Source organism: Lactobacillus huangpiensis, assembly GCF_019972815.1.
GTDB classification, from domain to species: domain Bacteria; phylum Bacillota; class Bacilli; order Lactobacillales; family Lactobacillaceae; genus Lactobacillus; species Lactobacillus huangpiensis.
In genome coordinates this window covers 71690-88583 of record NZ_BPPA01000009.1, presented here as the reverse complement: position 1 = coordinate 88583, position 16894 = coordinate 71690, and the positions used below count along the sequence as shown (strand labels likewise).

Below are 16894 nucleotides of genomic sequence, written 5' to 3'. Positions count from 1 at the left end.
ATGAAAGTTTTAGAAAAAATATGCATTAAATCTATAATTTGTATAGGAATAATTATTTGTCTTGTATGTATGAAACAAGGGGATTACTTAAAGAAAGAGCAAAAAGTTATCACTATAGGTTATCAGATACCAACATCTGTAACTTGGGGTGCAACTATTATGAAAAGAAAATATTTGGTAGAAAAAGAATTAGAGAAGGAGGGGTTTAAGAATTATAAAGTTGAGTGGAAAAGTACACAAAGTGGTTCCCCATTAGTTAATCTAATGAAATCAGGTAAATTGGATATTGCTTTTTTGGGAGATATGCCAGCAATAATAGCTTTGAGTAAAAGCCAAAAGACAAAGTCGTATGATCCAAAGCTAATTGGGATAGATGGCTTTGGCAAAAACGGGGTTGGTCAATGTATAGTTGTAAGAAAAAAAGATAAAATAAACTCAGTAAAACAGCTTGGAAATAAAAGAGTAGCAACATCGTTTGGTTCAAGTGCAGATAGATTGTTGAGAGAAGCATTTACTTTTTCGAAAATTAAGCATAAAAAGCCAATAGAATATATGGACTTAAATGTTGCAAAATTATCTTTGGACAAAGGTAATGTTGATGCAATTTCTGTTTGGGCTCCATATACGGTTTTAACAGCGTCAAGAGAATATAAAGATATTTTTGATGGCAAAAAAACTAAAAGAAACTATATAAGTTTAGTTGTAGCTAATAAGAGTACGTTACAAAATTATCGAGTCTTAAATGCCGTTAAAAAGGCATTAATGAGGTCTCATAAAATTATTAATAAGAAAAAAAGCAATGCAATTAAATGTAGTGCATATGAAACGGGATTTAACAGAAAAATTGTGAATAAGGTTTTTAAGATAATATCATATAAAAGTATAAAGCCCGAAGACTATATCAATACTATAAAGTCAGACTTTATGTTTATAAATCGAACAAAACTTGTTAAGCAAAATTATACATGGGAAGAATTTAAAAATGAAAAAATTATATTTTAAAGTTATTGATTTAATTCTTACTGTTTTAATTTGCTATTTAATTATTTATTTTATGGCGAAATATTTATTTAATTTTTTTTGTTTGAATAATTTTCCAAATTTTATGAGAATAATTGAAGCATTTAAAGAACTTAGTTTTCATAATTCTTTGTATAAAGATCTTTTAAGTACGTTTACAAGAATTTTAATTGGTGGTAGCGTTGGCGAAATATTTAGCATTTTTTTTCATTATTAGCAGTTAAATTAAAGGCTTTTGGAAAGGTATTAAAAGGAATCGTAGGAATCTTTGCACATGCTCCAATTATTGCTTTAATTCCTTTAGTAATCTTAATTACTCCTGATACAGAATCGAGTATTTTATTGATAATATCTATATCTAGCTTTCTTGGAACGTTTGATTATAATATATCAATTATCCGAAAAATATCTTCTTGGAATAAATATTATATTGCATTATTTTATAAAAGAAATATAATAAGCGATTTTGTAGTTTCGATACCTTATTTTTTACATTATCTCCCGACTTCAATATCGTATAGCTTTTCATCTAGTTGGACTACTGTTGTAACTGCTGAGGTTCTGTCAGGAACAACTGGTGTTGGATTCAGATTGTGGCAATCCTTTTCAATTTTAGACTTTCCCCAAATGATTGTTTATTTGATAATAATAATAGGTTGCGGTGAAATAGGAAGAGCTTTCATAGACAGTATTGGATATTTAGTAAAGAAATTAAAAAATGTATAAATATAAGAAAAAAGAGATAATAATAAACGACTTAAAAAAATATGTGGGTAATGAAGTTTTATTTGAATGCGAGCAATTTCGTATTAAGTATAGGGACAGAATGGGTATTGTAGGAAACTCTGGAATTGGCAAAACGACGTTCTTAAATATGCTAGCTGGTTTAGATAAAAAATTCGATGGAATAATAGAAAACAATTTTAATAGAACGTTTTTTGTTCCACAATTTGATGAATTCCCAAATTGGCTTGGGGTTAATTATATAATTAGAAGAGCTAAACATTTATCTAAAATCAGTGATATACAAGGAAATTTCATAATTGATCAATTAGGTTTAAACAGTTTATTCCAGCAGAAATATGGCACTCTTTCGGGAGGACAAAGAAAAGTAGTTTTAGTAGGTGTCGCATTACTAAGTTTACCAGATCTTTTAATATTAGATGAAGCTTTTAATGGAATAGATGACAATAAGAGAAGAGAACTGTTTACTTTTCTTAATAAATGGATAGAAAATAATAAAATTACACTTATATTTGTTAGTCATAATAAAAACGATTTGGCATTGCTAACAAATAAAGTTATAAAAATTAAAAATAAGAGGATAACTTTCTAATATGAAAATAAAAATCGGTCAATATGATATACCTGAGATAAAATTTTGTGATCTAAATAAAGAAAATGAAATTAAAGATGAAATGTTCCTTGGTGGACGACTAGGAATAATTAAGTTAGGAAATCAAAAACACAGAGGAATTATTGCAATAGACAAGCTGCATCCCCATACTTTATTTGATATTATGTTAGCCTTTTCAAGCTTAGATGGGATTGATGAAATTATTAATAATAAAAAAGAATTTAAAACTATTTTGCAGACAGGGATTGATATTCAAAAAAAAATAGAGAATTTTAAGTTAGAAAAGAAATTTAAAATATATCCTGAAACCACAAAACTAATTTATAATATTTCATCAAATATTTCTAATAAATCAGCAATGTCGCTACCAGCTTTTCACCTACATATTAACACTTTTTCTAGCTATGAACTGAATAAATTGAAAATTAAAGAGATTAATCTAAGTGAATTTGATAAAAAACTAGAGGAGGCGTGTGTTTATTTCAAATATTTGTTTAATAAACGATCTATAGGAATCAAAAAAAGCAAAAAATATGGCTTAGGGGTTGGTATTAATGTAATTACAGAATGGAAGCAGTTTTGTGAAATTGATTTAGAAAAATTAGTTTTTATTCTTCAAGAAATTCATTTTGCAATGCTTGATGTAGCAAATAAGTATTACAATTGCTTCTGCAATTATGGTGTAAGCATTTATAAGCAAAAAAAGATAATTATTTTAATTCAACCTAAGTATGGGACCTCTATTGGAGCAGCTGGAGCAATGCAATGGAAAGGAAAAGTAGATTTTTCTATTCCTCAGAGAAGCTCAGGTGTATTTGATAAAGAGACTTTACAGCGAAGAAAAAGATTTCAAGACTATGTACTTTCGAATTTTTAAGGAGAAAAAATGATAATATTAATTCATGAATTTGGCTATCAAAGTGTTAAGACGTTTGTAGAAACTATACGAAAAAATGAGAATCTTAAGGTTATAATTCATACATATAAGAAAAAAACTTTTCCAAGTTATATCGACACAATTGAACTTGATGATTTTTCTATAGAAAATATTGTTGAAGCGGTTGAAAATATTTCGAAAAATATAAGTAATGAGAATGTTGGATGTGTGACCTTTGACGAAAATTTAGTAGAATTATGTGGCATACTAAATGACAGAAATTCTAGATCAAATAAAAAATGTTTGTCTGCAGTTACTTCATATTTGTTGACAGACAAACTATTAATGAGGTCATTTCTTGGAAATATTGTACCAGAACCTAATTTTTCAGAATATACAGGAAAAGAAAATGCAAAGAAGTTTTTAAAAACAAACCCGAATGGTATAGTGTTAAAGCCGAGAGCCTTATATTCAAGCCGTGGGCAATACTATGTCAATAAAGAGTCAGATCTTAATCATATTCCAATCTCGTTAAATAATTATTTGATGGAGGAAAAAGTAAATTATACCAGCATGTATACAAGCGACGGCTTGTATACTAATGGCAATATTTTTGTTACTATTCATCAGTATGGTGAAAAAATCTCTGATTCTGAAAAAAATACTGCTCCTTTAAAAGTTAAAACAGCTGATTTGTATGAGAAAGATCCAAAATTAATAAAAAAAATAGAAAAGATGGCAAAAAACATTTTAATCAATGTTTCAACTAATGCAGAGGTTATTCCTTTTCACTTTGAATGGTTTGTTGATACTAAAAAACGAACAATTAAATTTTGTGAGGGAGCAGCAAGATTTGGAGGAGCATATATTCCTGAACTGATTATGGCAGAATATAATGTAGATGTTAAACAAATGTATGCTAAATTGTTGACTAGTTCAACAGACGCTATAATATTGGGTAATTTAAAACTACGTAATAGACTGACTTCAATTTCGTTTTCACCACGTTTTTCTTCACTAAATCAAAAAAAATTAATAAATAATATGTTAGATTTTCCTAATTGGATACTATTTAAAAAATCCTATCTCGATAATCGGAAAGTAATCATAACAGAAGAAAATTGGATGACTATTCAGGCTTATACTGTTGTTTTTAATTATTCTTCTCAATTAGATCTTGAAAAGAAAGAAAAAATATTGTTGAATTTGTTAAAGCCAAATAAGATATAACGATTTAAATAAAAAGGCGATGTTTTAATTTTAGTAATGTCGTTAAGTTAAGAAATACTTTTTCTTATAGAGTTACAATTTTGATCAATTGTAACTCTTTTTAATTGAAGCTTGTTAAATTCAAATAGTTATTTAGCTTTTAGGCAGTTTAGCGTACAGCCTAAAAAAGTATACATTTCTATAATTACATTGTTATTAATACACTATTATAGTATTTTGATCTGAACCCTAAAATTAGGACAAATTAATTTCAGGGTTCAGATCATTTTTTATTGGGGTAGTGCATTTTATTTTATGTGTGTTGGGTTTGTGTATTAAAAAAAGAATTTTGGAATTTATTTATCAGAATTATAATTTCTTCATCTGTCTCTTTAATTGAGGAATTTAAGAGTGTTTTTCCTACAATGATATGTGCAGATGTGATTGAAGTAATTGGTGGAATAGCGTAGCCAGAATTGTTTATTATTTCCATATTTTCAACCCCAATTTTAGCTATTTTACTTATTAAGGATTTAATTAGTCCGATAACAGAATTAATGATTGCTTTAGTTTCTTTTCTAGGCATCGTGTTTAACTGATTTATTTCTTTACTTAAACTTTTGTATAAGTTCTTGTATCTTAAGAATTTAAAGTTTTTGTCCAGTGAATTGGATTGGTTTTCGTCAAAGATATTTCTTAATAGAAGAGATTCAATTTTTTTGATTGCTAATATTAAGAAATTATATATTGACTCATTGTCTATGTAACTTTTGTTTAGTAACTCTATTGGTACTTTTGTGTTAAAAGCATAGAATTTTGGAAAAATTGCTTCCCCACTATTGATTGTGTTAAATAATTCAGGTGTTAGTAATCCAGCTCTACCTATAGAAGTGTCATAATTGATTTTTAGCCACGTCACAACTGAAGTTAATTGAATGTTACTTAATATCCTGTCTGTTTCAAACATTATAAAATTTCTTGCTATTTCATAAGTACATATTGGATCAATTAGCGTAGCTATCTGTTCATAACCGCGTCTAATTAAATCTTCTTTTAAAGTCTCTTGGTTAAGAGATTTAAACTCTGGAAATTTACGTTTTTTTGGTGTATCGCGAATTTTTGTCAAAACATCGCAGATATATGAAAAGACTTTATCCATAAATGGAATAATTTCTGCTCCATTAGCGAAAATTGTTTCAATATAATCTTTGTTTAATAAATTTGCGATAGCTTGTCGCTGAACACCATTTATAGGACGTTTAGGATTTTTGGAGGTTAAATTAGTCCAATCTGAAAAAGTTGAAGGAATCAATATCTTTGCTTTTCCCAATTTTTGAAATCTATCTACTTTGTATTGAATCTTATCATTTTCGTTTTCAATTAGACTGTTGATTTTTTTAATAACTTGAATATCACTAATATGTTTTTCTTTTTTATAACTATTGATTAATTCGGCTAATGTACTTGGAATTCTTGGTAGTTTAGGCATTTTTTACTCCGTTTTTTTCTGAATTTTTTCGGGAACCTTTTTCTTGATTAAAAGGCATATACTCAATTGTGAAGATTAAATCTGATTGCAATCAAAGACATCTTCAGTATTTGATATGGGTGTAAATAAAATTTTACACCTAATTATGTAAGCGCATGTAAAAAAGCGATTAGATTGGAGATAAGTATGACAATCAAAATAAATTTAACAGCAAAACAAGTATTAACTGGTATCACCGCAATTATTACAGGTATAAGCGAACGTAAAGCCAGTGAAAAGTATGATAATGCCAAAGATGTTGCTGAATATCCTTATCTAGTAAGAATGGCAATCACGGTTGATAAAAATAATGTTAATAATGGCCAAATGCTAAACTTTAAGCTTAAAAAAGTTGGTGATTTGAAAGCTGGTAAAATGATCGATTTTGATAAGAGTTCTATTAAGAATGATCAAGTCAATCTGTGGGCTAATCAACGGGGCTATGTTCAGGTTTCCATTAAAGGAGATGAGATCATTGCAGGGTAAGCATACAACTATCTGTAATTACATTGAAAATGTGCTTGATAGTGTCTTATCTGATGAAGCAAGTACAATTAAGCAATCTTATCTGGTCTTAGAAGTAATTAAGGAGCCGTATGGTTTCTTGTTTATTCCGCGCTACCCAACAAATTTGGTATTAAATACTGATACTTATTATCGTATTTACGATATTATTTCGGCAGCTGTTTTCCCTGAATATACCTGTGTTAGACCTACTTCCATGCAATTAGTAGAAGTGGACGGTGAACAATTAGCAACAGCTAGGGGTTTTTATTTTCCAGGTTACAAGGGTAAGAAACAACGTTTCGTCGGCACAATTACTAAAATTGTGGCTGACTATGATTTAAATAAGGAAATACCGTTGATGCGGGGATTAACTGTTGGCAGGAATGCCACCACTTGGATTATTAGCGGTAATACAGGTAGCGGTAAAAGCTATGCCTTACGTTATTTAGAAGAAATAATTAGTCGTTTAACTAATCAAAATGGTGATGAACCAGCACAAGTTATTATGATTGATCCCAAAAAGTCTGATGGTGCGAGATATGCTAAAAAACACTCTGAAATTAAATTATTAATTCCAGAAGATAGCGATCGACCAGAAGATTTTCTAACTAGGGTGAATGCGGAATTGGCTGCTGTGGTTAATGAAATGCAGTTAAGGCAAAGTAAGCTTTATGAAGTTTCAAATAAGATTAGCACTGACGCTAACGAAATCAATGTGCCACCAATTTTTGTTGTTTTGGAAGAAATGGCCAGCTTAACTTTGGGTTTAGCGTCAACTTCAAGACAAGTTAAAGATTTATACCGCGAATTAGAATTAATTGCCTTACTTGGCAGAGAAAGCTTAATTAATTTAATTATTACTAGTCAAATTGCTAGAAATGATATTGTGCCTATTCCAATTCGCTCACAGATGAACGTTAGAATTTTGCTAGGACGAATAGATAAGGCAACCGTTCAGTATTTGTTCCCGTCAATGATTGATGGCTTGTCTATCCCTATTGGCGGCTTAGGAACGGGAATAATTGAGATTAATGATGGTAAACATTACGGGATTGAACCACTTGCCATGCCGACAATAACCAAAGGAGAAGAATCATGAAGGGAATAGACTTAATTAATAAGTTATTTGATAAATTAATTGCTTTGCTTGGCAAGATCAGCGTAATTTTGCTGATTATTCTAGTAATTCTGTTAATCGTACATTATTTTCTGAAATTTTATGGTAAATCAATTTCTAAAACCATTGCTTTAGAACAAACATTGAAGCTCATGGAACCAGAAAAACCAGATAAAATAATTTCTGCTGTTAACAAAGTGGTTTGTTGGGCTAGTGTTAAATACCTTGATAATAAGGGGCGTGTGCAGATAATAGTTCCAACTAAACGCTGGTTTCAATTATCATCACAATTAGAAGTTAAAAAGCGAATTAGGGAAATGCTTAGTTCAGAAGATTTTAGATTATTTTTAATGGATAATTTAGACAATTATCGTTTTGTAAGTAGACCAGACTATTATCATGATCAGTTTGTTTTAACCGGTACAAGAATTTAATAGAAGCAAGGTGCCAGCTTTGTCCTCAAGACAAAAAGAATGGCACCTTGCATAATTTATAAATATTCTACTGTGTAAGTGTGCTAAGCACTGATGTGACAACATTTGCTGGGCTTGTTATGGCAAATGTTAAAAGTGTGCAAACTGTGCAGAAGGGAATTATATGGCAGAGATTAGAGCTAGACAGTTTATGTATATGCAAGATTTTGCCCATTTAAAGATAGATTTTACTGAACTAACCAATATTTTAACTAAGGCTAATATTCAAGAGTGGGCTTATATCATTCATGACCAAGATTTGGATCAAGGTAATAGGCTAATTAGGAAACATCTACATGTGGTCTTAAAATATGCTAATCCGCAAATACTTTCTCATGTTGTAAGGCTTTTTAATGATAAACCGCAATATTTAGAAGTTTGGCAAGGAAGAATCAGTAATGCTTATAGCTATCTAATTCATGCAACATTGGAAGCTAAAGATAAGTATCAATACGATCCTAATAGTGTGGTGGCTTCATTTGATTTTCCCGCAAGGATTACTGAAATACAAAGCAGTGTTAACCAAAGCAGGTTAAATTCTAAAGTAGTGGCTAATTTCTTAACGCAATATGCTAATGAAGAAATTGATTATCAAGAATTAGCGGATATTATTGGTTTAGCTGAAGTTGCTAAAAGAAAAAGCGTGATTGACAATATTACTAAATTAATTGCGGATAAAAAGCATGAGGAATGGTTACATGAATATCATGATCGCAAAGCAGAAACAATTTGGTTATGGGGCGAAGCTGGAGTTGGTAAAACACGTTATGCAAATAAGCTAGTTCGTGGTGAAAAAGTTGCTATCTTAGGCAGCAGTCGGGATTACTTTCAAGATTATCATGGTGAACATTATGTAATTCTGAATGATTTGCGTCCCAATGATTTTAGATATGCCGACTTATTAAGGCTACTAGATCCTTATGAGCATGATAAAGTAGCACCAAGACGCTACCATGATGTGAAATTAAATGTTGAAATGTTGATTATTACTACTCCTTATAGTCCGTTTGAATTTTATCAACATGTGAAAATTGCTGATGAAAAAACAGATACCTTTGAACAGCTTAAAAGGCGGGTTCATGCAATTCATATTACACCAAAATTTATTGCGGAAGTTTTTCAAGATAATGAATCTGAATTTGAAGAGTTATTTGGTGGTAGATAAAACAATGAAAGAAGATGTAAAAATGTTTGGCAATGAGTTATTAAATGCCCGACAAATAGCAAAAAAGTTAGAAATTTCTAATACTTATTTTTTCAAATTAACTAAATTAGGTATGCCGTTTCACCGCATAACGCCAGGGGGTAGGAAATTTTATAACTATGATGAAGTAGTAAATTGGATCAGAAAGCGGTGATTATTGTGGTAAAATTTAAAGTAATCAAGGGTATGTTCTTCCTAAAAGTAAAAGGAGAATAAACATGCCAATTAGTAAAATTAATAAAGGAAAGAAAGCTGGTAAGTATCGAGTAAGAATACAACCAAGAGATGAGCATACTGGGAAAGTTATTCCTGTTCCTAGTCAAGTTGCCGACAATTATCGGGCAGCTAAGGCTTTATATGAAAAAATGTGGGTAGATTTCCGTTCTAATCCGCACGGCAATTACCAAGAACTGAGTCAACCGCTAGTGCAATCATATAAAAGTTTTATCGAAAGCGAGCATAAGTTAGGTAGATGGCAATCGGCAACTACTTATAAAGCATGGACTTATACAATTAGGCTATTAAAAGACTATTTTGGTGATAAAAAAGTAAAAGATATTACTGAAACTGATATTCGACAGTTTGCCCGTAATTATGTGCAAAAACATCATGCCAGTGTAGCACCACATACAACAATTGACCGCCAATTACAAAATATTAGATGTTACTTTAGTTCACTGGACAAGATAGTAAAAAATCCTGTTCCTATAAAAGCCTTGTATAAATTCTTTCGTAATGATGAAATGACTGTACCAGATGAAAAATATGTTTTTTCTGATAAAGAAATTATTGCCATTATCACTGATATTAAGGAGCGGTTGAAGTCAATAAAACCTAATTATTGGTGTAGTCGCTTGGCAATCTGGATTGCTTTAGAGACAGGAATGCGACCGCAAGAAATTCAAGCTTTGAAATGGGCTAATTTGACTAAAGATCATGGTAAAGTAGTGTTTGAAATTAACGATTCTTGGAATAGCAAGGCAAAGAAGCTAAATGGTCATTTGAAAACTAGACCTAAAGGGGCTAAAAGATTAACTTTGCCAATATCTGAAAACTTATATCAAATATTAATGATTTTTAAAGAAAAGCAAACAGATGTATTGCAAGAATATGGTTTAGATAATGAACAGGATTATATTTTATTAGCATTAACTACTTATAATTTATGTTCGTTAGGGATGCCAATAGATCAACGTGGCTTAAATGACATGATGCGTAAAATCTGTAAAAAGATAGGCGTTAATAATCGTGGCTTGCGTGTTAGTATGTATACTTGTCGTCATACTATAGCAACTAAATTAGCTAATATTCCAAGTATGAGTTACCCTTGGGCAGCTTATCGGTTAGGACATTCACTAAAAACGTTTATGAAAGTTTATGTTCATGTTGACCAAGATAAGAACGAAGATATGTTAAATGTCGTTAGCTCACAGTTAGTCACACAAAATTAGATACAATAGTTGTAAATGCTAGATTAGCAAGGCTTAAAAGGTTAATGCTACACTGGCAATCAGCATTCAGAAGTTTATGTTAGATTAAATATCCTTGATATATCAGCGTTTTCTGTTGGTAAGTTAAGGTGATTTTTTGTTTATTAAAGATAATTATGCACACAATACGGAACACGATTTTGAAATGAAATTGCAAAGTATTTCCCTGTTATGCCAAAAGAATGTTTAGATCACTTACTTTAAAAAATTAATTGAGCAAGAAAGAAAGTCGGAGTTATTAGCTTTGACTTTTTTGATTTTTATGAGAATTATTTCTGGAATTGTCTCAACTGTTGCTAATATAACAACTTTAGTATCTTACCAAACTTTGTTAATAGCGAACGTAACCAATAGAGCTGCATTAATTTTCACTGACTCTAACATACTTTTAACTTTTGATAAAAAACAAAAACCATTGGCAAGAGTTCATTACATCCCAATGTTGGTTACAGGTTTAGAACTTAGTCCAAAAGCGTAGGACCAATCCTTTATTTTAATTCAAAATCTTAAAAAAATTAGCATTGCTACGAACGTATGTACTATAATTTGCTTATATAATTATGTAACTTTATATGATAGCAGGCATTTATGAAACAAAAACAAACTTTTTCAGATAAAGTTTTTCAATTTGATCAGGAATTAGGTAATATAAAATTTAATTTACCTGAACCATATAAAATAATTAATCCTTATAGTGGCAGAAATAAAAAACAAGTTTTACCAATGATTCAAATTTTCTATCACAAATATTTCAATGACACTAGCAAGCGATGCTTAATACTGGGCAGTTCTCCAGCGAGAAGAGGATCGGCAATAACAGGAGTTCCCTTTGAAGATGCTTCCAATCTCCTAAAAGAAACAGGAATTTCAATAGCAAATTTTCATGTTAATAATGCAGCTTCTAATTTTTTAAATGAAGTCATAGATAAATACGGTGGAAGGGTCAAGTTTTATCATAATTTTTATCTCAATTTTGTTTGTCCCGTGGGTATTTGCAAGACCAATTCCAAAGGTAACCAAGTAAATTGCAATTATTATGAAAACAAACAAGTTGAAGAAATGTTAACTCCTCTTATAATTTCTGCACTTAAAACGCAAATTAGCTTTGGAATTGATACTTCCGTTTGTTACTGCATAGGCAGTGGTCAAAATTATCAAGAACTAAGCAAAATTAATAAAAAATGGGGGTTTTTTCAAAAAATAGTTCCGCTTGAACATCCACGTTTTATTACACAATATCATCCAGAAGATGAAAAGAAATATTTGCATAAATATCTGAATGCTTTGATGGGTAAATAATAAGCGTTAGTCCGAAAAATAAGTGAGGTTATCAATTTATGTCCGAAGTAATTCTTAAAAAAGCAAGAAAAATTTATCAAATGTACCAAAATGGTGATTTAGGTGATACTACTTTACCTGAAGATAGCAACCCGCACCTAGATCCAAGTACCAATGAAAATGCGCTCTATTTCACGTTGCCAATGGCTTTAAATTATCAGAGAAATTCCTATACTTTGTGGGAAAGTGCCTTGAAGACATATGGAGATCCCGAAACTAGTTTTGTTTTTATACCGGCAAAAGCGATCACTGCTGGGTATGAATCAGTACAAAAAGCTTTGACTAAGTATCGGCTTGCTTTGCAAAAGAACAAGCAAACAGATATTTGGCTTAAATTATGTCAAACGTTTATAGAGCTTTCTGATGGTAGTGTTATTAAATTCACTAACAGCTTGGATAATGATGTGAATAAAATAAGGCATTTTATGCAAAAAGATGCCAAGAAAAAGTTCCCGTATTTGTCTGGTAATAAGCTTTGTAACTATTGGCTGTATGTCCTCAGTAAATACACTGCAATTCCCTTAAAAAACACTAATAATATTTATATTGCTGCAGACAGGCATGTAATCAGAGCAAGTTACAAATTAGGCTTAATTACTAAAGAACAAATGGAAAGTTCTAAAGTGCAGACCTTTGTGATTAGTGCTTGGGCAAAAGAACTGCAGGGCACTGAATTTGTGCCAACCGACCTGCAAAATCCATTGTGGTTATGGAGCCGGAATGATTTTAAAGATTTGGATTCTTGCAATTTAGAGTAAAACTAGATACGAAATAATTGGCTTTATGTCTTTTCTTATTGAAAATAAATGCATAAAAGATCTAAAATTAGTTATGGTTAAAGAAATAGTTTTTTATGAAGGAAAGAAAAAATGAAAGTTAATCATAATATCAAAAAATTCACCAGTAAGTTGCTAGTTAGTTCTGTAATTGCAGGCATTTTGGGTGGAGTTTCTATTAATGTGATTCCTGAAAAGACAGATCTTGTCCAAAATGTTCAAGCCAAAAAGAAGAAACGCGCAAAAGCAAAGAAGAAGGTCAAGAAGGCGGTAACTAGCCATAAAACTGCCAATGTTAACAAAAAAGTTGATATTAGTAATTATTCATATGGTAATGATTGTATTTTGAAGTTTGATCCTAGTACTAAAACTTTGCATATTAAAGAAGGTGTAAATAGTAATAAATTAGGTAGTACTCCGATTTATGATGCCGTTTATAATGCTAAGAAACATGTTTCAAAGAAAAATATGTTTAAACCTTCTGATATTGAACACATAAGTATTGATAGCAACATTTCTTTATCTGATGACAGCTCTTATTTATTTGCCAGGTTGTATAATTTACAGGATATTACTGGCCTTGATAAGGTAGATACGGGTAAAACTGAATATGTGGATCATATGTTTTTTAAGGATAAAAAACTGATTCAACTTGACTTAAGTCAGTGGGACGCAAGTTCTTTTGCTTATTATAGTATGGAAAATATGTTTTCAGGTGATACATCTTTAAAAGAAATTAATCTGACAGGCTGGGGAATAAAACTATCTGATGATATCTTTAATGGCCTTGACACTACAAAAGTCAAAATTATTGGTTTTGATGATGAAGATGAAGATGACGATTAAATCGCAGGTAAAGTTGTTTTACATATAAATAAATTACTAAAACAAAAACCTTTCAAAACAATTCTTAACGAATCTGTATTTGAAAGGTTTTATTTTGCAACTAGTTTTATATAAATTAAAGACCTTCACGCATAGTAGTCAATGATTGCTTTCAATATTCTCGCAGCGTCAGGGTTGTCTGTGGCTTCTTCATAATATTTGCTAAAACGTAGGTCACACACATACATTTGGGCGAGATTCTTGTGCGCCACTGCCGAATATTGGCCTTTAGGCCAAATTGTCAGTAAATATTCTTTATGTAAGTCGAAAAGGTGCTTGGCAGCATCTTGTTTGACACCAGCAGTATTATCAAAGTTCTTTAGTTCAGTTAAAATTTCAGCACTTAGTTTTTTGAAATGTGATAATTCATCTGCAGATAAAGAATTGAACTTTTCATTACTAAGATCTATTTGAGCGTCACCATATTTTTTCCTAATTTCCCTACCGTATTGTTTTTCATTTTTGCTAATTATTTCTGTTTTTAATGTGGCAAATTTTTCCGTATCAGTCATTTGTGCTTCTCCCTTCATTGTTGCAAGTGTCTTGTCTAAATTCCTAATCAAATTATCTAGATATTGTTGCTGAGCGACTATTTTGTCCCGCTGGTTTCGTAAAACTTGATATTGAGTTTCCGGTGAAGTCTGCATCACCTGTTTTATTTGTTCCAGTGGCAAGTCAAATAGCTTTAAAAATAGAATTTTTTGCAATTGGTCAACTTCGCTTTTCTCATAATAGCGATAATTGTTTTCGGGATTCCTACGCGCTTTTAAAAGTCCCTGTTTATCGTAATATCTTAAAGTTCGTGATGAAATGCCAGCTAGTTTTGCTAGTTCATTGATAGAATACGACATGTTTAAAATCTCCTCACTTGCAAAATTAAGTATATTGGTTGACGCAGCGTTAAGGTCAAGCACGGAAAATGATTTTTGAGAATAAAAAAGCCAGTAACTCAATCAAGATTACTGGCTTTTGACTATGATATTTAATTTACGACATTTAATTTTTCACCATTTAGAAAAGCCTGCAGATTTTCAACAACAATTCCTAGCAAACGATTGCGGGTTTCGCGTGGTGCCCAGGCAATATGAGGAGTAATGTAACAGTTCTTAGCAGAAAGAAGTGGACTGTCAGCAGGAATTGGCTCTTTTTGTGCAACATCAATTCCGGCTGCAGCAATCTTTCCTTCATTTAAAGCATCGGCAACATCTTTTTCATTAATTAAACCACCGCGAGCCGTATTAATTAAAATGACGCCATCTTTCATTTGACTAATCGCTTCTTGGTTTATCATTTCAGTTGTTGCCGGTGTTTGTGGTACATGTAGACTAATAATATCTGCTTCCTGATAAAGTTGATCAAGTTCAACCTGTTTAACGTAATCAGGTAAATCTGATTTAGGACGATGGTTCCAAAAAATCACATTCATAGAAAAGGCATGACCAATTTCTGCCATTTTTTTTGCTATATGACCGAAACCAATAAGTCCTAATGTTTTACCCTTCAATTCCATTAACGGTTTTGCCCAAAAAGTAAAATCAGGATTGCTGTTCCAGCGACCTTCATGGACTAATTTGTTATGTAAGCCAACTTGACTGGTAATTTCAAGTAGCAATGCAAAAGTAAATTGGGCAACTGCATCAGTACCATAAGTAGGAATATTAGTGACAGGGATGCCAGCTTCACGAGCTGCAGTCGTATCGACAATATTGTAACCGGTAGCAGTCACGCCAATATATTTGATGTTGGGCACAGTCTTAAGGACTTTTTCGTCAAGGGGCGTTTTGTTAGTCAAAACAATTTCAGCATCCCCAATCCGCTTTAAAATTTCATCATCATCGTCCACTGGGGTACGGTCGTAAAACGTGCATTCACCTAATTTTTCAAGCGCTGACCAATCTAAATCACCAGGATTTAGAGCATAACTATCTAAATTAACAATTTTCATAATTTAACCTCACATACAATATATCTATACCTTATAGTTTACTACATATTACTGGCGTAACTATATATTATAAGATTGCAATAAGATGGTGATTAAAAGAGTATTTGACAGTGTTTATAAATAATTCTAAAATTCCTCTGTATTATGCGTTTTAGTAAAATCTCACTATTACTATCAATGAACAAATTTAATAGTGGGAGTATGTTATTTCTTTATGGATTTTATGCTATGCAATAATCCATAAATAGTGGTATAAAATTAAAGTAGTAAATAAATATATAAAAATAGTGGAATTAAGAAGGAGTTATCAATGAAAAAATGTCCTCAATGTGGCGCCATAATGGGAAAAGACGTCAATTTTTGTACGTCTTGCGGTTATGATTTGCGTAATGTTAGTATACAAAAAGTAGAAGAGGCGCCTACTAATCCAGTTGAAAATACTGCCCAAGTAGAGCCAAAACAGACCGAACCTCAGCCTCCAGCTGCCAGTGAGCCAGTTAATTACGGAGATCAATTTCAAAATTACTGGCAATGGTGTGTTGATTCCTGGCGCAATCCAGGTACTAGTAGTCCTAATGTGGCAAGTTGGTACGGTTGGTTGACCATTTTGATTGAAGATGCCTTTGTGGAGTTGGGTCTATATTATTGTGCCAATACTATTGTTAGTACTTTGATTAACTGGGCTAACCGCATGGGAGCCAACATTAATAGCTGGGAGAATTTTCATGTTCCCTTTAACATTATGCTGGAAATATTTGTGGTGCTGGTGATATTTGAAGCAATAGTCATTGGCGGCTTTTATGCTGGTTATCGGTATGTCTATGACAGACAGCTGGGCTTTTTTGAGTTTATTAATCGTGGTGCTCATGCGTTCAACTTCAATCTGCTTATTTCTGCCGCATTCTTTTTACTAATGCTTTTAGGACTAAATAGTATTAAATTCGTAATTGCCGTATTTATCATAATGCTAGCTTTATTCTTTGCAAGCCAGCATATTATATTATTTGGCGATCAGGGAGCAGTGCATGATAAGATTTTTGGCTTCTTAATTGCTTTTGCCATTATCTTTGTATGTCTGATGATTTTAGATTCAATTATTTATAGTTCCATGGTCCATTCAATCATCAATCAAATTATGTCAATGCAAAATGGTTCAATGTAGATAGAG

General features: G+C 31.5%; 19 protein-coding genes. 16 read left to right on the top strand and 3 right to left on the bottom strand.

Annotation, left to right across the window (positions count from 1 at the left end):
• The 5 genes from LDM90_RS07895 (at position 1) to LDM90_RS07875 (ending at position 4484) form a co-directional block, all read left to right on the top strand.
• Positions 1–1002 (top strand): ABC transporter substrate-binding protein, encoded by a 1002-nt coding sequence (locus LDM90_RS07895; RefSeq protein WP_052724622.1) that lies wholly within the window; start codon positions 1–3, stop codon positions 1000–1002.
• Positions 983–1237: a hypothetical protein gene (locus LDM90_RS07890; RefSeq protein WP_223898765.1), complete on the top strand. Its 255-nt coding sequence runs from the start codon at positions 983–985 to the stop codon at positions 1235–1237. The genes LDM90_RS07895 and LDM90_RS07890 overlap by 20 nt, the downstream gene beginning before the upstream one ends.
• Before the next feature lie 501 nt (positions 1238–1738).
• The gene (locus tag LDM90_RS07885; RefSeq protein WP_046324369.1) at positions 1739–2356 is read left to right on the top strand and encodes an ATP-binding cassette domain-containing protein; all 618 of its coding nucleotides are present in this window, start codon (positions 1739–1741) and stop codon (positions 2354–2356) included.
• A 1-nt stretch (position 2357) separates the two neighbouring features.
• The gene (locus LDM90_RS07880; protein ID WP_046324370.1) at positions 2358–3254 is read left to right on the top strand and encodes a hypothetical protein; all 897 of its coding nucleotides are present in this window, start codon (positions 2358–2360) and stop codon (positions 3252–3254) included.
• Between the two features lie 9 nt (positions 3255–3263).
• Positions 3264–4484, top strand: coding sequence for an ATP-grasp domain-containing protein (locus tag LDM90_RS07875; RefSeq protein ID WP_046324371.1), 1221 nt, complete (start codon positions 3264–3266; stop codon positions 4482–4484).
• 292 nt (positions 4485–4776) lie between these two features.
• Here LDM90_RS07875 and LDM90_RS07870 read toward each other — a convergent pair whose 3' ends face one another.
• Complete coding sequence (locus tag LDM90_RS07870) at positions 4777–5952, bottom strand: hypothetical protein (protein WP_046324372.1); 1176 nt, start codon at positions 5950–5952, stop codon at positions 4777–4779.
• Positions 5953–6138: 186 nt separating this feature from the next.
• Here LDM90_RS07870 and LDM90_RS07865 point away from each other — a divergent pair, with 186 nt between their 5' ends.
• The 10 genes from LDM90_RS07865 (at position 6139) to LDM90_RS07820 (ending at position 13742) form a co-directional block, all read left to right on the top strand.
• Entirely contained in the window at positions 6139–6477 is a 339-nt protein-coding gene (locus LDM90_RS07865; protein ID WP_046324373.1) for a hypothetical protein, read from the top strand.
• Positions 6458–7597 carry a P-loop NTPase family protein gene (locus tag LDM90_RS07860; protein ID WP_052724623.1) on the top strand — a complete coding sequence of 380 codons (1140 nt, stop codon included), beginning with the start codon at positions 6458–6460 and terminating at the stop codon, positions 7595–7597. Before LDM90_RS07865 ends, LDM90_RS07860 begins: the two co-directional genes overlap by 20 nt.
• Entirely contained in the window at positions 7594–8049 is a 456-nt protein-coding gene (locus LDM90_RS07855; RefSeq protein ID WP_046324375.1) for a hypothetical protein, read from the top strand. The genes LDM90_RS07860 and LDM90_RS07855 overlap by 4 nt, the downstream gene beginning before the upstream one ends.
• A gap of 163 nt (positions 8050–8212) precedes the next feature.
• Positions 8213–9253 carry a Rep family protein gene (locus tag LDM90_RS07850; RefSeq protein ID WP_046324376.1) on the top strand — a complete coding sequence of 347 codons (1041 nt, stop codon included), beginning with the start codon at positions 8213–8215 and terminating at the stop codon, positions 9251–9253.
• Entirely contained in the window at positions 9243–9446 is a 204-nt protein-coding gene (locus LDM90_RS07845; RefSeq protein WP_046324377.1) for a hypothetical protein, read from the top strand. The genes LDM90_RS07850 and LDM90_RS07845 overlap by 11 nt, the downstream gene beginning before the upstream one ends.
• 64 nt (positions 9447–9510) lie before the next feature.
• On the top strand, positions 9511–10743 hold the full coding sequence (locus tag LDM90_RS07840; RefSeq protein ID WP_046324378.1) for a tyrosine-type recombinase/integrase: 1233 nt from the start codon (positions 9511–9513) through the stop codon (positions 10741–10743).
• Between the two features lie 301 nt (positions 10744–11044).
• Positions 11045–11260, top strand: coding sequence for a hypothetical protein (locus tag LDM90_RS07835; protein WP_223898762.1), 216 nt, complete (start codon positions 11045–11047; stop codon positions 11258–11260).
• A 110-nt stretch (positions 11261–11370) separates the two neighbouring features.
• Positions 11371–12081, top strand: a complete 711-nt coding sequence (locus tag LDM90_RS07830; protein ID WP_223897441.1) for a uracil-DNA glycosylase family protein — start codon at positions 11371–11373, stop codon at positions 12079–12081.
• 38 nt (positions 12082–12119) lie between these two features.
• Positions 12120–12878: a hypothetical protein gene (locus LDM90_RS07825; RefSeq protein WP_223897443.1), complete on the top strand. Its 759-nt coding sequence runs from the start codon at positions 12120–12122 to the stop codon at positions 12876–12878.
• A gap of 111 nt (positions 12879–12989) precedes the next feature.
• On the top strand, positions 12990–13742 hold the full coding sequence (locus LDM90_RS07820) for a BspA family leucine-rich repeat surface protein (RefSeq protein WP_223897446.1): 753 nt from the start codon (positions 12990–12992) through the stop codon (positions 13740–13742).
• 125 nt (positions 13743–13867) lie between these two features.
• On the opposite strand, the gene LDM90_RS07815 is transcribed toward LDM90_RS07820, so the two are convergent.
• Positions 13868–14632: a MerR family transcriptional regulator gene (locus tag LDM90_RS07815; RefSeq protein WP_223897448.1), complete on the bottom strand. Its 765-nt coding sequence runs from the start codon at positions 14630–14632 to the stop codon at positions 13868–13870.
• Positions 14633–14763: 131 nt separating this feature from the next.
• Positions 14764–15726: a D-2-hydroxyacid dehydrogenase gene (locus tag LDM90_RS07810; RefSeq protein ID WP_223897450.1), complete on the bottom strand. Its 963-nt coding sequence runs from the start codon at positions 15724–15726 to the stop codon at positions 14764–14766.
• 310 nt (positions 15727–16036) lie between these two features.
• Here LDM90_RS07810 and LDM90_RS07805 point away from each other — a divergent pair, with 310 nt between their 5' ends.
• Positions 16037–16888 carry a zinc ribbon domain-containing protein gene (locus LDM90_RS07805; RefSeq protein WP_223897452.1) on the top strand — a complete coding sequence of 284 codons (852 nt, stop codon included), beginning with the start codon at positions 16037–16039 and terminating at the stop codon, positions 16886–16888.
• Positions 16889–16894: the final 6 nt, after the last annotated feature.